The 14,479-nt window shown below is 54.0% G+C and carries 17 protein-coding genes and 1 tRNA gene; 9 read left to right on the top strand and 9 right to left on the bottom strand.

Annotated elements, in window-relative coordinates; all coding sequences use genetic code 11:
* Nucleotides 1-115: 115 nt before the first annotated feature.
* The 4 genes from JRI46_05455 to JRI46_05440 all read right to left on the bottom strand — a co-directional run bounded on the left by JRI46_05455 (nt 116) and on the right by JRI46_05440 (nt 4,500).
* The gene (locus JRI46_05455; protein MBW2039031.1) at nt 116-301 is read right to left on the bottom strand and encodes a PIN domain-containing protein; all 186 of its coding nucleotides are present in this window, start codon (nt 299-301) and stop codon (nt 116-118) included.
* Nucleotides 302-639: 338 nt separating this feature from the next.
* Nucleotides 640-1,707 (bottom strand): ABC transporter ATP-binding protein, encoded by a 1,068-nt coding sequence (locus JRI46_05450; protein MBW2039030.1) that lies wholly within the window; start codon nt 1,705-1,707, stop codon nt 640-642.
* Nucleotides 1,708-1,711: 4 nt separating this feature from the next.
* On the bottom strand, nt 1,712-2,530 hold the full coding sequence (locus JRI46_05445; protein MBW2039029.1) for a carbohydrate ABC transporter permease: 819 nt from the start codon (nt 2,528-2,530) through the stop codon (nt 1,712-1,714).
* Nucleotides 2,527-4,500 (bottom strand): extracellular solute-binding protein, encoded by a 1,974-nt coding sequence (locus tag JRI46_05440; protein ID MBW2039028.1) that lies wholly within the window; start codon nt 4,498-4,500, stop codon nt 2,527-2,529. The genes JRI46_05445 and JRI46_05440 overlap by 4 nt, the downstream gene beginning before the upstream one ends.
* A 139-nt stretch (nt 4,501-4,639) precedes the next feature.
* Between JRI46_05440 and JRI46_05435 the strand changes: the two genes are divergently transcribed.
* The 3 genes from JRI46_05435 to JRI46_05425 all read left to right on the top strand — a co-directional run bounded on the left by JRI46_05435 (nt 4,640) and on the right by JRI46_05425 (nt 5,772).
* Entirely contained in the window at nt 4,640-4,996 is a 357-nt protein-coding gene (locus JRI46_05435) for a Rho termination factor N-terminal domain-containing protein (GenBank protein ID MBW2039027.1), read from the top strand.
* Complete coding sequence (locus tag JRI46_05430) at nt 4,993-5,661, top strand: ribulose-phosphate 3-epimerase (protein ID MBW2039026.1); 669 nt, start codon at nt 4,993-4,995, stop codon at nt 5,659-5,661. Before JRI46_05435 ends, JRI46_05430 begins: the two co-directional genes overlap by 4 nt.
* A 34-nt stretch (nt 5,662-5,695) precedes the next feature.
* Nucleotides 5,696-5,772, top strand: a tRNA-Met gene (locus tag JRI46_05425).
* A gap of 4 nt (nt 5,773-5,776) precedes the next feature.
* Here JRI46_05425 and JRI46_05420 read toward each other — a convergent pair.
* Nucleotides 5,777-6,127 carry a hypothetical protein gene (locus JRI46_05420; GenBank protein MBW2039025.1) on the bottom strand — a complete coding sequence of 117 codons (351 nt, stop codon included), beginning with the start codon at nt 6,125-6,127 and terminating at the stop codon, nt 5,777-5,779.
* A gap of 120 nt (nt 6,128-6,247) precedes the next feature.
* Between JRI46_05420 and JRI46_05415 the strand changes: the two genes are divergently transcribed.
* Nucleotides 6,248-6,916 (top strand): class I SAM-dependent methyltransferase, encoded by a 669-nt coding sequence (locus tag JRI46_05415; protein MBW2039024.1) that lies wholly within the window; start codon nt 6,248-6,250, stop codon nt 6,914-6,916.
* Here the strand turns inward: JRI46_05415 and rsmD are convergent.
* The 4 genes from rsmD to JRI46_05395 are packed head-to-tail and all read right to left on the bottom strand — an operon-like array spanning nt 6,879 to nt 9,902.
* The gene (gene rsmD, locus JRI46_05410) at nt 6,879-7,439 is read right to left on the bottom strand and encodes a 16S rRNA (guanine(966)-N(2))-methyltransferase RsmD (GenBank protein MBW2039023.1); all 561 of its coding nucleotides are present in this window, start codon (nt 7,437-7,439) and stop codon (nt 6,879-6,881) included. The genes JRI46_05415 and rsmD overlap by 38 nt on opposite strands.
* Nucleotides 7,436-7,900 carry a Mut7-C RNAse domain-containing protein gene (locus JRI46_05405; protein MBW2039022.1) on the bottom strand — a complete coding sequence of 155 codons (465 nt, stop codon included), beginning with the start codon at nt 7,898-7,900 and terminating at the stop codon, nt 7,436-7,438. The genes rsmD and JRI46_05405 overlap by 4 nt, the downstream gene beginning before the upstream one ends.
* On the bottom strand, nt 7,900-9,162 hold the full coding sequence (locus JRI46_05400) for an amidohydrolase (protein ID MBW2039021.1): 1,263 nt from the start codon (nt 9,160-9,162) through the stop codon (nt 7,900-7,902). Before JRI46_05400 ends, JRI46_05405 begins: the two co-directional genes overlap by 1 nt.
* Nucleotides 9,159-9,902 carry an MTAP family purine nucleoside phosphorylase gene (locus JRI46_05395; protein MBW2039020.1) on the bottom strand — a complete coding sequence of 248 codons (744 nt, stop codon included), beginning with the start codon at nt 9,900-9,902 and terminating at the stop codon, nt 9,159-9,161. Before JRI46_05395 ends, JRI46_05400 begins: the two co-directional genes overlap by 4 nt.
* Before the next feature lie 330 nt (nt 9,903-10,232).
* Between JRI46_05395 and JRI46_05390 the strand changes: the two genes are divergently transcribed.
* The 5 genes from JRI46_05390 (at nt 10,233) to JRI46_05370 (ending at nt 14,463) form a co-directional block, all read left to right on the top strand.
* Nucleotides 10,233-10,358, top strand: coding sequence for a 4Fe-4S binding protein (locus tag JRI46_05390; protein ID MBW2039019.1), 126 nt, complete (start codon nt 10,233-10,235; stop codon nt 10,356-10,358).
* Between the two features lie 198 nt (nt 10,359-10,556).
* A complete protein-coding gene (nrdD, locus tag JRI46_05385; GenBank protein MBW2039018.1) occupies nt 10,557-12,704 on the top strand; it encodes an anaerobic ribonucleoside-triphosphate reductase in 2,148 nt (715 codons plus the stop codon).
* Nucleotides 12,705-12,716: 12 nt separating this feature from the next.
* Nucleotides 12,717-12,986 carry a thioredoxin family protein gene (locus JRI46_05380; protein MBW2039017.1) on the top strand — a complete coding sequence of 90 codons (270 nt, stop codon included), beginning with the start codon at nt 12,717-12,719 and terminating at the stop codon, nt 12,984-12,986.
* Nucleotides 12,977-13,720 carry an anaerobic ribonucleoside-triphosphate reductase activating protein gene (locus JRI46_05375; protein ID MBW2039016.1) on the top strand — a complete coding sequence of 248 codons (744 nt, stop codon included), beginning with the start codon at nt 12,977-12,979 and terminating at the stop codon, nt 13,718-13,720. Before JRI46_05380 ends, JRI46_05375 begins: the two co-directional genes overlap by 10 nt.
* Nucleotides 13,721-13,878: 158 nt before the next feature.
* Complete coding sequence (locus JRI46_05370) at nt 13,879-14,463, top strand: hypothetical protein (GenBank protein ID MBW2039015.1); 585 nt, start codon at nt 13,879-13,881, stop codon at nt 14,461-14,463.
* Nucleotides 14,464-14,479: the final 16 nt, after the last annotated feature.

Below are 14,479 nucleotides of genomic sequence, written 5' to 3'. Positions count from 1 at the left end.
ATTCATTGAAAGAGATTGCAGATTACCTTGGGATTCACTATACTACGGTTAGCAAGGTAATCAAGGAGATAGAGCATAAAAAGTGATATTTCAAGACCTGACCCTAACTTCCCTCCTAACTTCCCTCCCGAGCAATGTTTTCTTCTGTCCGCAAGGACTTCTGCGCTCCATAATAGAGCTCGCCTAAAACAATACTTGGTACAAAGACCTGCTCAGCCTCCGTCAAACCTTTTTGCACCGAAGTATCCTCCGCAAACAAGGCTATGACTATATTCGTGTCCAGAAGAAATCTACCATTCATTCACATCGACCCTTTCACATCCATCCTCAATGGCGCGTTCCATAACTGCTAAGTCGCTCTTTTCGATAGTGCCAGCAAATCGAAGCAGATCGCGTCCTGCAATACCTCCTGTTTTGCCCTCTGCTAGAGCACGAGTGAAATCAAGAACCCTCCTTTGTTCGTTGATAGCTAATAAATCGAGTTTCTCAACAATTTCTTTTTTATCGATGATCCTCTCATTTCATCCTCCCTAAACATATAGCAAGGATCTTCGCGGATAGCAAAAACGGGTGTCGTCAATAATGATATTGTATCGCTCTTTATAGCTAATTTGCAACCTTTCACCAAAAAAAAGATCGTCATTCAATATACATCCGCCCCCCGGTTCGGGCATCAAATAAGAAAACATCCTTTGGTGAGAAGGTGATGGTGAGGGTATCGCCGATCTCCACTTTTGAATCCGCCTCCACAACAACCCGCAGCTCGTTCTCACCGATCTTGACAAAGACCTTCTCGCTCGGCCCGAGGGGTTCTATGTAGGTTACCACAGCCGTAAGGTCTATTCCCGCGCCTGCCCCGATGTGAATGGATTCAGGTCTGATCCCCAGGGATATTGCTCCTTTGTGGGAGGTGCCGAGGGGTATCACAACGGTCTCGTCTGCGCTGATGAAATCGCCGTCTCTTAGATTGCCCTCAAGGATGTTGATCCTCTGCATCCCCACAAACTCCGCCACAAACTGGTGCTGGGGGTCATTATAGATCGTCTCGGGATCGCCGATCTGACGGATCTCCCCCTTCTCTATCACCACCACAATATCAGACATGCTCATGGCCTCTGCCTGGTCATGGGTGACATAGAGGACCGTGGCCCCCAGGTCCCTGAAGAGCCTTTTCAGCTCGGCTCGCGTCTGCTCGCGAATCTGCGCATCGAGGTTGCTCAGGGGCTCATCCAGCAGAAAGACCTCAGGCTCTCGCACGAGTGCTCTCGCCAGGGCAACGCGCTGCTGCTGCCCGCCAGAGAGCTGCCGCGGGTAGCGCTTAAGCAGGTCTCTGATGCCAAGCATCCCTGAGACCTCGCTTACCTTTCCCTGAATCTCCCCTGCGGGGTACTTGTGCAGCTTCAAACCAATGGCGATGTTGTCATAGACACGCATGTGCGGGTACAGGGCGTAGTTCTGAAAGACCATGGCGACGTTCCGCTTGCCCGGCGGGATTGCGTTTACCACCCGCTCACCTATCCGTATCTGGCCGCTGTCAGGCTGCTCCATGCCTGCCACGACCCTGAGTAGCGTACTCTTTCCGCACCCTGAGGGACCGAGCACAGTGATAAACCTCCTGTGGGGCACCTCGAGGCTCACCTCCTTCAGGGCGATGACCCTGCCCCCCATAAAGGTCTTGGTCACGTTCTCAAAGATTACCTGTGCCATTTTCTTACCCCTTTACTGCCCCTGTGGTGAGGCCCTCCACGATCCATCTCTGAAGCAGCACCACGATGAGGATCACTGGTACCGTGGTGATGGTCACGGCGGCGTTGATCTGCCCCCAGGGGATCTCATAGAGGGAGGCGCCGCTCAGCATGGAGATGCCGACCGGTACGGTATAGCGACTCTGGTCAGGCATCAGGGTCAGAGCGATGAGAAACTCGTTCCAGCAGAAGATAAATATCAGGGCCGCAGCCACGGCAAGGGCAGGTTTGGCAAGCGGCAGGATGATCCTCACGAGTATCCCCACCCACGAGAGGCCATCGATCATGGCGGCTTCATCCAGCTCCCTGGGGATCCTGCTGAAGGCGGCATAGAGCATCCAGATGCCAAAGGGAAGGTTCAGAAAGCAATAACTGATGATAAGCCCCAGGGGGTTATTGATGAGACCCAGGGCCTTGATGACGACAAAGACCGGTATCACCAGCAAGGTAGGCGGGACGATGGCACCCACTAGAATCCACCTCTGGAGAGAAAGGGCCCTATGGGTCGGCATATATCTGAGCCTGAAGGCCACAATGGAGCCAATGGCGAGAGCGAGGATTGTCCCCCCGGTGGCGACGACCACACTGTTGATGACGTATCGAGCAAAGGGTCTCTTGTAGAAGACATCGATAAAGTTCTCCAGGGAGAGGCTGCTCGGCAGATACCGCACCGGCAGGGAGAAGACCTCCTCAGAAGGCTTGAGGGCGGTTATCACGGTCCACAGGAAGGGAGCAAGACAGTAGACCGCTATTAAGAACCCAATCAGCAACAGCAACCGCTTCATCGCACCCTCTCGTACCCCAGGCTGGTGAGGCGCACAATGAGAAAGCTGACACCGATGAGGGCCAGCAGAAAGAGCACGGTGAGAAAGATTGCATAGCCTACCTCATCGTACCGGAAGGCCACATCGTAGATATAGATGCCCAGTGTCCTCGTACTGTCAGCAGGCCCCCCCTTGGTAAGGACCCAGATGAGGTCAAAGATCCCTGCGGCGTGAATGACCCTGAATATCAAGGCCACCCTGACGAAGGGCAGCAGCAAAGGGAAGGTGAGGTGGAGGAACTCCCTCAGCGCCCCTGCCCCGTCGATGGAGATACTCTCTGCAAGCTCTTGAGGGATGGACTGAAGACCCGCCAGCAGAATGATCACCACAAAAGGGGTGGTCTTCCAGACATCTGCAAAGACAGCGGCCGACATCGCCCCATTAGGGCTTGAAAGCCAATCCAGGGGCGCTGATAGGAGACCGATCCTGACGAGGAGGTCATTGATCACGCCAAAGGGGTTATTGAACATCCACTGCCACGACATGGCCATCACCGCAGTGGGCAGCGCCCACGGTATAAGCACAGCAAGCCTGATAAAAGACCTTCCCCTGAAGTGGGCATTGACCAGCAGTGCGATCAAAAGCCCCAGGATGAACTCCAAAGGGACGGACACAGAGGTAAAGACAATGGTGTTGAGCAGCGTCCTTTTGAGGTCATAGTCAACACCCAGGCGCGCAAAAAAGCCCTCCTTCTCGCCCCTTACAATTCCCTCGATGGAGCGGGCCATGATCTTCAGGGCCTCTTCAGGGGACTCTATCCCCGCAAGCACAGCACTGACATGCTTCTGGAGGGTATCGCTGATCCTCGGGTAATCGGGGTGCACCGGCCTCGGCCTGGCCCTCATAACGATCTCGTAAAGATCCCTGTAGTGGGGGCTTACCTTCAGGATTTCAGGGTCTTTAAAGAGGGCCTTGCGCGAGGGGACAGCACCCCTTTTGAAGTGCAGGATCTTCTGGGCCTCGGCAGATGTAGCGAACGCTATAAATCGCCAGACCTTCTCCGGGTCCTTCACCCCTTGGGCTATGCCCAGCCCCCACCCGCCGAGGGTCCCTGCTGACTCATACCCCTCTTTGTGGATAAAGGGGACAATACCAACCTTCCCCCTCAGAGGAGCATCCTCTTTGTTCAGGATCGTCCAGGCATAGGGCCAGTTCCTCATAAAGAGGGCCTTGCCCTGGGAAAAGGCAGACAGCGAGTGCTGCTCTTGAAAGGTCAGCACCGCCCTCGGTACCCACCCTTGACGGATCAACTTCCTCATAAATCTCAGAGCCTCCAGGGCTTCAGGACAGTCAAGGACCACATTCCCCTCAGGGTCTATGACCTCCCCACCTGCCCCCCAGAGGTACTCGAGGAAGTCACACACCAGGCCCTCATACTGCATGCCTTGAAAGACGATGCAGTACATTTCAGGTAGGCAGGAACGCCTCTCACAGATCCGTTCAAATTCTTTCCATGTCTTTGGTGGCTCAGGGACGAGGTCCTTTCGGTAGTAGAGCATGCCCACATCGCCCCTCACAGGGACCCTGTAGCTGTGGCCCTTGCAGCGTCCTGCCTCGACGGCTCCTGGGAGGAACTCCGTCTGCATCTCGGGGGTAAACCACCCATCAAGGGGCATGAGCCAGCCCCTTTCTGCAAACTTGGCGGTCCAGATAACATCCATATAGACGAGCTCAATAGGGTCGCCGCTGAGGAAGGACCGAATGTACATGTTCTGCCTCTCATCGGTCGACCAGGGGCCAGAGATGTATTTGACCTGGATATCCGGGTACCTCTCGTGGAATCTCTTTATGACCTCCGCCCACGCACCACCCACATCCTCAGGGCCTATCATCCTCAGGACGCCCGCCCCCGCGGGCAATACAAAAAGAAGCACTCCAAGGAGTATGCCGAAAAGGATACTGAATAGCTTTTCCGCTCTCAAATCCGCCAAGGTCCTTGCAACCCCCTTCAAAACCTTTTAATTTAGAGGACCTGAAAAGTCAACCAAAAACCCCTAGGCCTTGATTTTTCCCCTGATCTCTGGTATGGAATGAATCTCAATCCTGTAACAATAGAAAAGGGGAGCGGATATGGCGGAGAAAGGGAAACCCGTGGACAAGATGACGGTAAAGGAGCTCCGAGAGGTGGCCAAGGAGCTGGGGGCCCAGGGGGTCAGTGGGATGAAAAAGGATGAGCTCCTGGCTTTCATCAGAAAGGCAAAGGGGCTCCGTGAGAAGCAGCCCAAGAGGGTGGCCAAGAAAAAGGCAAAAAAGAGGGTATGGAACATCAAGGAGCTGAAGGAGAAGATTACATCCATCAAGGCCAAGAGGGCGGAGGCCTTGCAAAAGGGCGATAAGAGGATGGCCACCATCTACAAGCGCCAGATCAACCGGTTGAAGAAGAGGACCAGGAAGGCCGCCCAGCCCGCCGTAGGGTCTGAGGGATGAAGCGGATAGCCCCCTCCATCCTCTCGGCCGATCTGGCCCACCTGGCCCAGGAGGTCCAAGAGGTGACAGAGGCAGGGGCCGACTGGATCCACGTCGATGTGATGGACGGTCATTTTGTCCCCAACATCACCATCGGTCCCGTAGTAGTAAAGGCCCTGAAAGGGGTGGTGAGTATACCCCTGGATGTACATCTCATGATAGAAAACCCCGATCTCTACCTCGACCCCTTTATCGATGCAGGAGCCGATATCCTAACCGTCCAGGTGGAGGCCTGCACCCATCTCCACCGAACGGTGCAATGTATCAAACAAAAGGGGATCAGGGCGGGGGTGGCCCTCAACCCCGCTACCCCCCTCACCAGCCTCGATTACATCTTGCCTGATCTGAATGTGGTTATGATCATGACGGTAAACCCGGGCTTCGGAGGGCAGGAACTTATCCCCTCGACACTCCCCAAGATAGAGAAGTTAAAAAGGACCATCGCCGAACAGAGGCTGGGGGTGGAGATCGAGGTGGATGGGGGGGTGAAGGTGGACAATATCGGGGAGATCGCACGCAGAGGGGCCGACATCTTTGTGGCAGGCTCGGGGATCTTCAACACCCCTGACCGGAAGGATACCATCAGGAAGATGAGGGAGGAGATTGGGCCTGAGGGACGAGGTTGACAACGCTTATCCGATTTTCTAAAATAGTAACAGTGGCGGTGTAGCTCAGTTGGTTAGAGCATGCGGCTCATATCCGCAGTGTCCGGGGTTCAAATCCCTGCACCGCCACCATTTTTTATCCCTTCTTGGAGATGAGCTCCAGCTCTATTTCCCTGCCGAATTTGTCCCGCAAGGCTTCTTTTAACCTCTCATAGTCCTCCATGGTCTCCACCTCCACCACTAGGTCCTGCTCGTCCAATACCCTCAACCTGCCATACCCCTTTATCACCTCAATGACCTCTTGGGGATCGCTCGTCACCCACCCCTTCATCCTGCGCACCAACTCCTCGCCGCTGAAGCCCCTCTCGATCTGCAGTTTCACCTCCCGGTACTTGGCATCCCAGCCGATAAGGGCAGGGCGTGCGAGGGTGGGGGTGACAGGGTCATGCATGGCCGCACACGTGAACCACAGCTTCGCCTTGACCATCTCCACCTCCGCAACGGATTGACTCTTCAAAAATAAGGAGTCGGAGGAAGGATGTCAAGATGATTGACATCGCCGGGGGATTTCACTAACGTAGATGACAGCTGGTGGAAGGAGGAAGATGTGTCCAGTCGCTATCCGGGATCCAGGGTCGAGGTGCGGGGGTGGGAGGCGAGATACTACGACCTCCTGATGAATATCATCACCCTCTGGAGGTATCCCCCATTCATCAGGGAGGTGATCTCCTTGATGAAGATAAAGCCAGCGGATAAGATTATAGATTTCGGTTGCGGCACAGGGCGAAATGCCTGTTTGATGTTGGAATACCTCTCCCCGCAAGGGGAGCTGATCGGCCTGGAGATCAGCGCGGAGATGACTGCTCAGTTCCGCACCAGGTGTGATCCCTTTCTAAATGCCCGGGTGCTGGAGATGAGGATTGACGAATCTCTCACCTTCAAAGAGGAGTTTGACAAGGTCTTCATCTCATTTGTCCTCCATGGTTTCCCTCAGGAGGTCAGGGAGGTTATCGTGGCCAACGCACACCGAACCCTCAAACCAAAAGGGGAGCTTTTCCTTCTCGATTACAACGAATTCTCCTTGCAGGAGGCACCATTCTACTTCCGAATCCCCTTCAGGCACCTCGAGTGCTCATACGCCGCTGACTTCATAGCCCGTGATTGGTATGCTGTTCTTTCCCACATGGGCTTCGAGGACTTTGCGCAGCACCTATTCTTCAGGGGATATGTGCGACTCCTCAAGGCGAGGAAGAAACCCACTGAAAAAAAGAAATAGCGGTATCCCCGTATCTTTTCTGTTTAAAGAGTCCCATGCCGATGGGCAGAGGGATTGACTCGTGTGGTGAGTGCTCGGCCACGATGACTCCACGGGGGGAGAGTATCCCCCTTTGGGCGATCTCCTGCAGGGTCTTTCCCACCATGTCCTTTCCATAAGGGGGATCCACAAAAATGAGGTCAAATACTTCCCTCCCTTCAGACAAGATCTTTATGCCCTTTTTGGCCGCACGGGGCAGCACCCGTGCCCTGGATGTCAGCCTTAGGTCCTCAAGATTTCCCTGCAGGGTTTTGAGGGCCTCTTTGCCTTGCTCCACGAATGTAGCCTCCTGAGCCCCTCGGCTGAGGGCTTCAATTCCCAGGGCGCCGGTGCCAGCGAAGAGATCAAGAACCTTATGATAAACCCATTCCAGGCCCAGGATGTCGAAGATCGCCTCCCGAACCCGGTCAGAGGTGGGTCTGATCCTCCCACCCCTGGGGGCGAGTAACTTTCTGCCCCTGAGCTCCCCCCCGATGACCCTCAAGGCTCCCCCCCCCTTAACCTCTCCACCACCTCGGTCATATGCTCGTAGTGGGTCCCCGCCCAGTAGACCTTCTGACAAGAGGGACATCGGGAGAATTCCTGATGGGTGTGGAAGATATAGTCTGGAACCTCCTCTTTCACCTCCTCGGGGGCCACGTCCTCCAAGGGGGTATTACAGGCCAGACAGCGAGAGAAGAGACTCTCCTCCTTGATGGGTAGATGGAAATAGCGGACCACTAACTGGAGCTGAAGGAAGGGGTTGTCCTCCCAGATCAGCAGGGCCTCTAATGCCCCCCTTCTCTTGTATACCTTGGTATCCTTGGTAATGAGGACCCTGCCCTCTCCTTGGGCTCGGCGCAATAATCCACCCGCATCATCAGAACGCCAACATACAGTGTCAAAGCCCAAGATGCGGAGCCATTTGGTCAGTTTTCCTAACGTCCTATCTGTGATAAACTTCATCAAGAAGCGCGCCTGGTCAAGTCAAAGGCCACCTCTCGGGCCTTCGCCAAGATCTCCTCTTCTCCTTCCACCTGGCGCTCCCGCATCAGGACCCTCCCATCGCAGATCAGGGTGTCGATACAAGAGCCGTTGGCTGCATAGATGAGATCGGAGTCCAGGTGGAAATGGGGGGTGAGTTGGGGATGATTCAGATCTACCAAGGCGATATCGGCCCACTTACCTTCCTCTATAGCACCGCACTCCAGGCCGAAGGCCCTGGCCCCCTGGGAGGTAATCATCTCCAGGGCCTCCTGGGCCGGCATCACCACCGGGTCCCCTGTGTGGAACTTCTGTAAGAGGGAGGCGAACTTGGCGGTCTCCAGCATATCGAGGTTGTTGTTGGAGGCACACCCATCGGTCCCAAAGGAGATGATCATCCCCCTCTGCCTCAACTGGGGGTAGGGGAAGACCCCTCCTACCGTAATTTTCATATTGGAGATGGGGTTGTGCACCATCCGCACCCCGTGGGCCTGTAGGATGTCCATCTCCTCCTCGTCCAACCATACGCAGTGGCAGGCGATCACATGGGGGCCCAGGAACCCCAAACGTTCCAAATACTGGATGGGACGCACCCCATGATCCCGCAGACACCCCCGGACCTCCTCTTCGGTCTCGGAGAGGTGAATGTGGACCAGAAGCCCCTTTTCCCTGGCGAACTCGGCACACCATCGCAACGCCTCCTCCGAGACCGTGTAGACGGCGTGGGGACCCAAGGTGAAGATCACCCGGGGGCCAAAATCTCCACTGGCGGCAAAGAGCTGCTCATTCAACTCTATCTGTTCCTTTGTCTTTGCCTCATCGAAAAGATCTATGAACACGGCGCTCACCGCGGCCCTTATCCCCATCTCCTGCACGGCCCTAGCGGTCCCCCGCCAATGCCAGTACATGTCGTTGAAGAAGGTGGTCCCCGTCTTGATCATCTCCAGACAGGCCAGCTTGGCCCCCCAATAGACATCCTCCTCCGTCATATGGGCCTCGATGACCCAGATCTTCGTCTCCAACCACTCCTTCAGCGGCATATCGTCGGCATATCCTCGCAGCAGCGTCATGGCAGCGTGGGTATGCCCGTTGATGAAGGAGGGGATGGCGACCTTTTTTTTCGCGGGGATAACCTCCTCGGCCTGTTTCTCCAGGTGATCCCCGATCTCCCTGATCCTGTTCCCCTCGATGTAGATATCCTTTTTCTCCCCGTTCAGGCCCACCCCTTTGATCAAGATGCTCATCCCATCTCCTCCATCATCCGTAGCAAGATATTATTTATCTTGGCGGCGTTCTCCCTTGCCCTTTGAGAGATCTCCTCCTCAGTTAGGGGTCTTTCGCCAATGCCATGGCAGTAGTTGTCCACCGAACAGATGCTGGCGTAGGCCAATCCCACTTCTTGGCAGAGGGTAGCCTCATGGGGCATGGTCATCCCTACCACATCGCCGAAGTTGCACAGCATGACAATCTCCGCCTTGGTCTCCAGACGGGGGCCGATGGTCTGGATATAGACCCCTTCTTTCACGAAGTTTATCCCTGCCTTGGTGGCGGCGCGGATGATGAGTTCCCTCAATCTCTCGTCCAGAGCAGGGGTGATGTGCATGGCCTGGTGTTCATAAAAGGTCACGACACTCCAGGGGCTGAGGTAGTCGTGGGGGATCACAACCCACCCTGGCGGGATCTCCTCCCTTAGACTTCCCACCGAGTTGATCCCTATCACCTCGGAGACCCCCAACCTTTTGAGGGCATAGATGTTGGCACGGTGGTTGATGCGATGAGGCGGGATCCTCTGGGGGCCGTGGCGTGGGAGGAGTGTTACCTCTGTCCCCTTCAGATGACCGATGGTGAAATTATCGGATGGCTCCCCGAAGGGGGTCTCCATCCCCTTCCTTTCCATCACCTCCATCCCCTCAGGGGAGAAGTTTCCCCCAACGATGATCCCCAGCATAACCTTATAATAAGGTAAATGGGGAGTGATTGTCAATTTCCCCGCCCTCCTTGACTCCTACCCAGAAAACTGTTAAATTCTAAAAAATTTAAGACGGTTCAACTTCCGAATCGGCTACTGTCAGTACTACTGTACCCTCTGCGGTCAGGTATGCCCCACCGGAGCTATCAGAGAGCTCACCTAGGAGGAAAAAGGACGTGCCAAGATCGGCCTTGCCTATGTTGATAAGAGCCGGTGTATCCCCTACCCCCGGGGGGTCGAGTGCATCGTGTGCGAAGAGCACTGTCCCACCCCAGACAAGGCCATAAAGTTTGAGGTGGCGAAAGTGATGACCAAAAAGGGTGCTAAAAAATAAAGCGCCCCGTTGTGGATCTAAATCTCTGCATCGGTTGCGGCATATGCGAATATAAATGCCCCCTTCAGGATGTGCCCGCCATCATCGTCACCCGCCTGGGGGAATCGAGGGAGGAAGGTTTCCTCCTGCCTCTTTGATGTTGCCGCCGAAACTTCCCTGCAATCTTTTAAAAAGGGCTACTTGACTTACAAGGCTGAGTCTGAACCATAATAACATTCGAACATCATTGGTCAAAAAAAATTTTCCTCCAGGGCAAAATTTTACTTGACAAATACTATATATTGTGGTATTTATTTTAATAAATACAATATATCCTGGAAGGAGACGATATCATTATGATTTCTGTGGCTGAGCTGAGGGAGAAACAGAGGGAGGTCTTCACCGGGGACACCACCGACATGGCTCTGTTCGTGCGCACCTCCGAAGATAGCATGGAGGGGTGGAACCGTCAGAGGATCGTGGATGCCCTGATGAAGGAGACCTACATCGACCCCGACACAGCCGAGACCATCAGTCGGGAAGTAGAGGAGATCATCAGGAGCAGCAATATCAATATGGTTACTGCCCCCCTCATCCGGGAACTGGTGGACGCCAAGCTTATCGAGCGAGGCTTGGAGGAGGCCCGCAAACAACACACCAGGCTCGGGATGCCGCTGTACGATGTAGATCAATTGATCATGCACCCCAACAAAGAAAACGCCAACGTCCCCCACGGGCCGGAGGCCACCAATCTGACCTTGGCTGAGACCATCAAAAAGGAGTACGCACTCCTGCATATCTTCTCCCAAGAGGTGGCCGATGCCCACATGCGGGGGGACATCCACCTGCACGACCTGGGGTTCATCGATCGCCCCTATTGCAGTGGCCAATCCCTGGAGTATATCAAGAAGTTCGGGCTCAACCTGCCCAACTCCATCTCCATGGCCAAGCCCGCCAAGCACCCAGAGGTGCTGTTGGCCCACATGGTGAAGTTTGCCGCAGCCCTACAGAGTCACTTCGCCGGGGCCATTGGGTGGGATGCAGTCAACCTCTTCTTCGCCCCCTACCTGGAGGGGATGGGAAACGCAGAGGTAAAACAACTGGCCCAGATGCTCATCTTTGAGTTCTCTCAGCAGGCCGTGGCCCGAGGGGGGCAGGCCATCTTCACCGACCTCAACCTCTACTGGGAGATCCCCAAGCACTTCCGGGACGTTCCGGCCATCGGCCCCAAAGGGGAGTTCACCAACAAGACCTACAAGGAGTATAAAAAGGAGGCACAGCGATTCGTTTGGGCCCTCTTCGAGGTCTATAATGAAGGAGATGGGGCAGAGCGACCCTTCTTCTTTCCCAAGCCCTTGGTCCACATCACAGAGGACTTCTTCATGGCCCCTGGCCACGAAAAATTCCTGCACCATATATGTGAGATCGCCTCAGAGAAGGGGAATACCTACTTTGTCTTAGATCGGGGGGAAACGGCCAAGATCTCGGAGTGCTGCAGGTTGAGCTTTAAGCTGGAGGCCTCAGACCTAGAGGACGCCAAGCGGCCATGGAAGATGCGCTACACCGCCCTGCAGAATGTGACCCTGAATCTGCCCCGCATTGGCTATATATCCCAGGGGGATGACCCTAGCCTTTTTGAGAACATCTCCCGCTTCATGGAGATAGCCGTCAAGGCCCACCTGGAGAAGAAGGCCTTTGTGGAAAGGTTACTCTCCCTTGGGGAGAAAGGGCCTCTGGCCTTGTTGGCCATGAACCAGGATGGGGAGTCTTACCTCAGGATGCAAAGGGCCACCTACCTCATCGGTATGGTGGGGCTCAACGAGATGGTGAAGATCCACACCGGCCAAGAGATGCACGAATCCAGGGAGGCCTTTAAGTTCAGCCTAAAGGTAATCGCCCACATGAAGCTCCTGGCCGATGAGATGAGCAAGAGGCACGGGATGAGGTTCGTGCTAGAGCAGACCCCCGCAGAGAGCACCGCCTACAGATTCGCCAAGTTGGACTTAAGATTTCACTCCCCCCAGGCAGGTCACATCGTAAAGGGGGACATCGCCCGGGGTGAGGTCTACTATACCAACTCCACCTATCTTAGCAATGACGCCGTAATCAACCCCATAGACCGGGTGAGGCAGGAGGGCCTTTTTCACCCCCTCATTGAGGCTGGCTCCCTTAGCCATATCTGGCTGGGGGAGGCAAGACCTTCGCCTGAGTCCTTGGCCAACTTCGTTACCAAGACCTTTACGTACACCCAGAATGACCAGATCGCCTTCTCCCCGGAGTTCACCACCTGCAACGATTGTTCGCGCACCTCCCGGGGTCTGAAGGATCTCTGCCCTTACTGTGGCTCAGAGGATGTCGATGGCATCACCCGCATCACCGGCTACTTCACCAAGATCTCCAGCTGGAACAAGGGAAAGCTGGGGGAGTTGAGGGACAGATATCGCAACCAGGGCTTTATGGAAAAGAAGCCGGAAGATGTGGAGGTGGAATTCACTTTGGAATAGGGAGGTAGAAAGATGGGACATATCAAGATCTTCACCAAGGGCGAGTGCCCCAGGTGCCCTGCAGCCAAGGAAATCGGCGGCTTTCTTCAACAGGAGGGGCTCCCGGTCCTCTACTATGACCTGGAGACCCCCGATGGTCTAGCCGAGGCCGCCTTCTACAGTGTGTTATCCACCCCCACCATCGTCGTCGAAGACGAGGATGAAAGGGTCCTGGCGGGTTGGCGGGGATCAGTCCCCACCCTGCAGGAGATCCAGAGGGTGATCAGAGCCCAATGGAGCTGACTAAGAACGAAATAGCGCATCTGCCTCGGGGGATGCCCTGGGAGGACATCAAGGTCAAGGGCTTCCTGGAGACCTCCTTTGTGGACTGGTCCGGGAAGGTGGTCTCCGTGCTCTTTTTGCCTGGGTGCAACTTCCGTTGCCCCTTCTGCCACAACCACTCGTTGGTGCTGAACCCGGAAGGTTATGAGGATATCCCCCTAGGGCATATCCTGGGCCGCTTTGCCGATTTGGAGGGGTGGGTAGATGGTGTGTGCATCACCGGAGGAGAACCCACTATCCACCCCCACCTCCCCTCCCTTATAGAGGAGATCAAGCGCTTAGGACTCCTCGTCAAGCTCGATACCAACGGGAGCCGACCCCATGTGCTACGCTCCCTCGTGGAAGAGGGGTTGGTAGATTTTGTAGCCATGGACGTCAAGGCCCCCCTAGATGAGGTAAGTTACACCAGGGCAGCGGGTGTACCCATAAACCTGGAAAAGATAAAAGAGAGCATCTCCTTCCTGAAGAAAGGTAAGATCGGATATCAGTTCAGGATCACCGTGGTCCCAGCCCTCCACAGGGGGGAGGATCTGCTTGAATTAGCCCGCCAACTCCGCGGGTCCTCCCCCCTGAAACTCCAAAACTTCAACCCCCAAGACCCCCTGGACGAAAACCTGAAGGGGACCTCTCCTTATCCTGAAGAGTGGATTAGGGAGATGGAGGAGAAGGTTAATAGGGAACTTTTTTCTATGTAAGTAACGATCTTGATCCAATTATATATTGTATGGGTTTTGGCTTAATTGAAAGGAAATGCGTAATATGAGTAGATATTGTAGGTAGTGCACTTTTTATATAGTGTAACATGTGACAAGCTATACTTAAACCCTAAATAATAAAGGAAAAGAGGTAAGTTATGAAGAGATTATCAGTATTGCTTATGTTTATGATCTTGGCGTTTGCATGTGTCACCACACCGACTCTAAAGGATTACCCTGCGAAAGGCTCGGATGAAAAGGGGATAATTCAATTACTTCTTAATCTCGAGAATGCCCTAAATTCATATGACCCTAAAGGGGTCCTTAGGGCTTATGCGTCTGATGCAAAAGTATGGACATCTGATTATGATGCGAGATGGAGTTTGCGCATGTTTACCAAAGATGAACTTGAAACTCATATCGCAAAAATTGCACCACGAATAGAAAAAGCGATGCTAAAGTATAAATATTTAAAACCAAGAAATATATATATTCAAGGAAATCAAGCATGTATGATGGTACCATATGAAATTGTCTCTACATCTCCAGATTCTAATTATAGAGAAAAAGGAATACATTACTTCGAATTAGTAAAAATAAACCAGGATTGGTTTATTAGCAAGTCCATATGGGAAACTACAGATTGTAATTATTCAAACTGGCAGGAATTGCAGCGCAGCAATAGAAATAACAAAAACATATATGAAATCGTAGATTGTTTTAGTCCAAAATGTAGAGAATAAAAGAGAGAAACACTTG

The sequence above is a fragment of the Deltaproteobacteria bacterium genome, assembly GCA_019308925.1.
Taxonomy (GTDB): Bacteria; Desulfobacterota; B13-G15; order B13-G15; family RBG-16-54-18; genus JAFDHG01.
This window is presented reverse-complemented; position numbering and strand designations above follow the sequence as displayed.

Excerpts from the sequence above, each read along its gene's own strand:
- JRI46_05430 (MBW2039026.1), top strand. The coding sequence starts at position 4,993 with ATGAAGCGGATAGCCCCCTCCATCCTCTCGGCCGATCTGGCCCACCTG.
- JRI46_05445 (MBW2039029.1), bottom strand. The coding sequence starts at position 2,530 with ATGAAGCGGTTGCTGTTGCTGATTGGGTTCTTAATAGCGGTCTACTGT.
- JRI46_05380 (MBW2039017.1), top strand. The coding sequence starts at position 12,717 with ATGGGACATATCAAGATCTTCACCAAGGGCGAGTGCCCCAGGTGCCCT.
- JRI46_05370 (MBW2039015.1), top strand. The coding sequence starts at position 13,879 with ATGAAGAGATTATCAGTATTGCTTATGTTTATGATCTTGGCGTTTGCA.
- JRI46_05400 (MBW2039021.1), bottom strand. The coding sequence starts at position 9,162 with ATGAGCATCTTGATCAAAGGGGTGGGCCTGAACGGGGAGAAAAAGGAT.
- JRI46_05405 (MBW2039022.1), bottom strand. The coding sequence starts at position 7,900 with ATGAAGTTTATCACAGATAGGACGTTAGGAAAACTGACCAAATGGCTC.
- JRI46_05455 (MBW2039031.1), bottom strand. The coding sequence starts at position 301 with ATGAATGGTAGATTTCTTCTGGACACGAATATAGTCATAGCCTTGTTT.
- JRI46_05375 (MBW2039016.1), top strand. The coding sequence starts at position 12,977 with ATGGAGCTGACTAAGAACGAAATAGCGCATCTGCCTCGGGGGATGCCC.
- nrdD (MBW2039018.1), top strand. The coding sequence starts at position 10,557 with ATGATTTCTGTGGCTGAGCTGAGGGAGAAACAGAGGGAGGTCTTCACC.
- JRI46_05435 (MBW2039027.1), top strand. The coding sequence starts at position 4,640 with ATGGCGGAGAAAGGGAAACCCGTGGACAAGATGACGGTAAAGGAGCTC.
- JRI46_05420 (MBW2039025.1), bottom strand. The coding sequence starts at position 6,127 with ATGGTCAAGGCGAAGCTGTGGTTCACGTGTGCGGCCATGCATGACCCT.
- JRI46_05450 (MBW2039030.1), bottom strand. The coding sequence starts at position 1,707 with ATGGCACAGGTAATCTTTGAGAACGTGACCAAGACCTTTATGGGGGGC.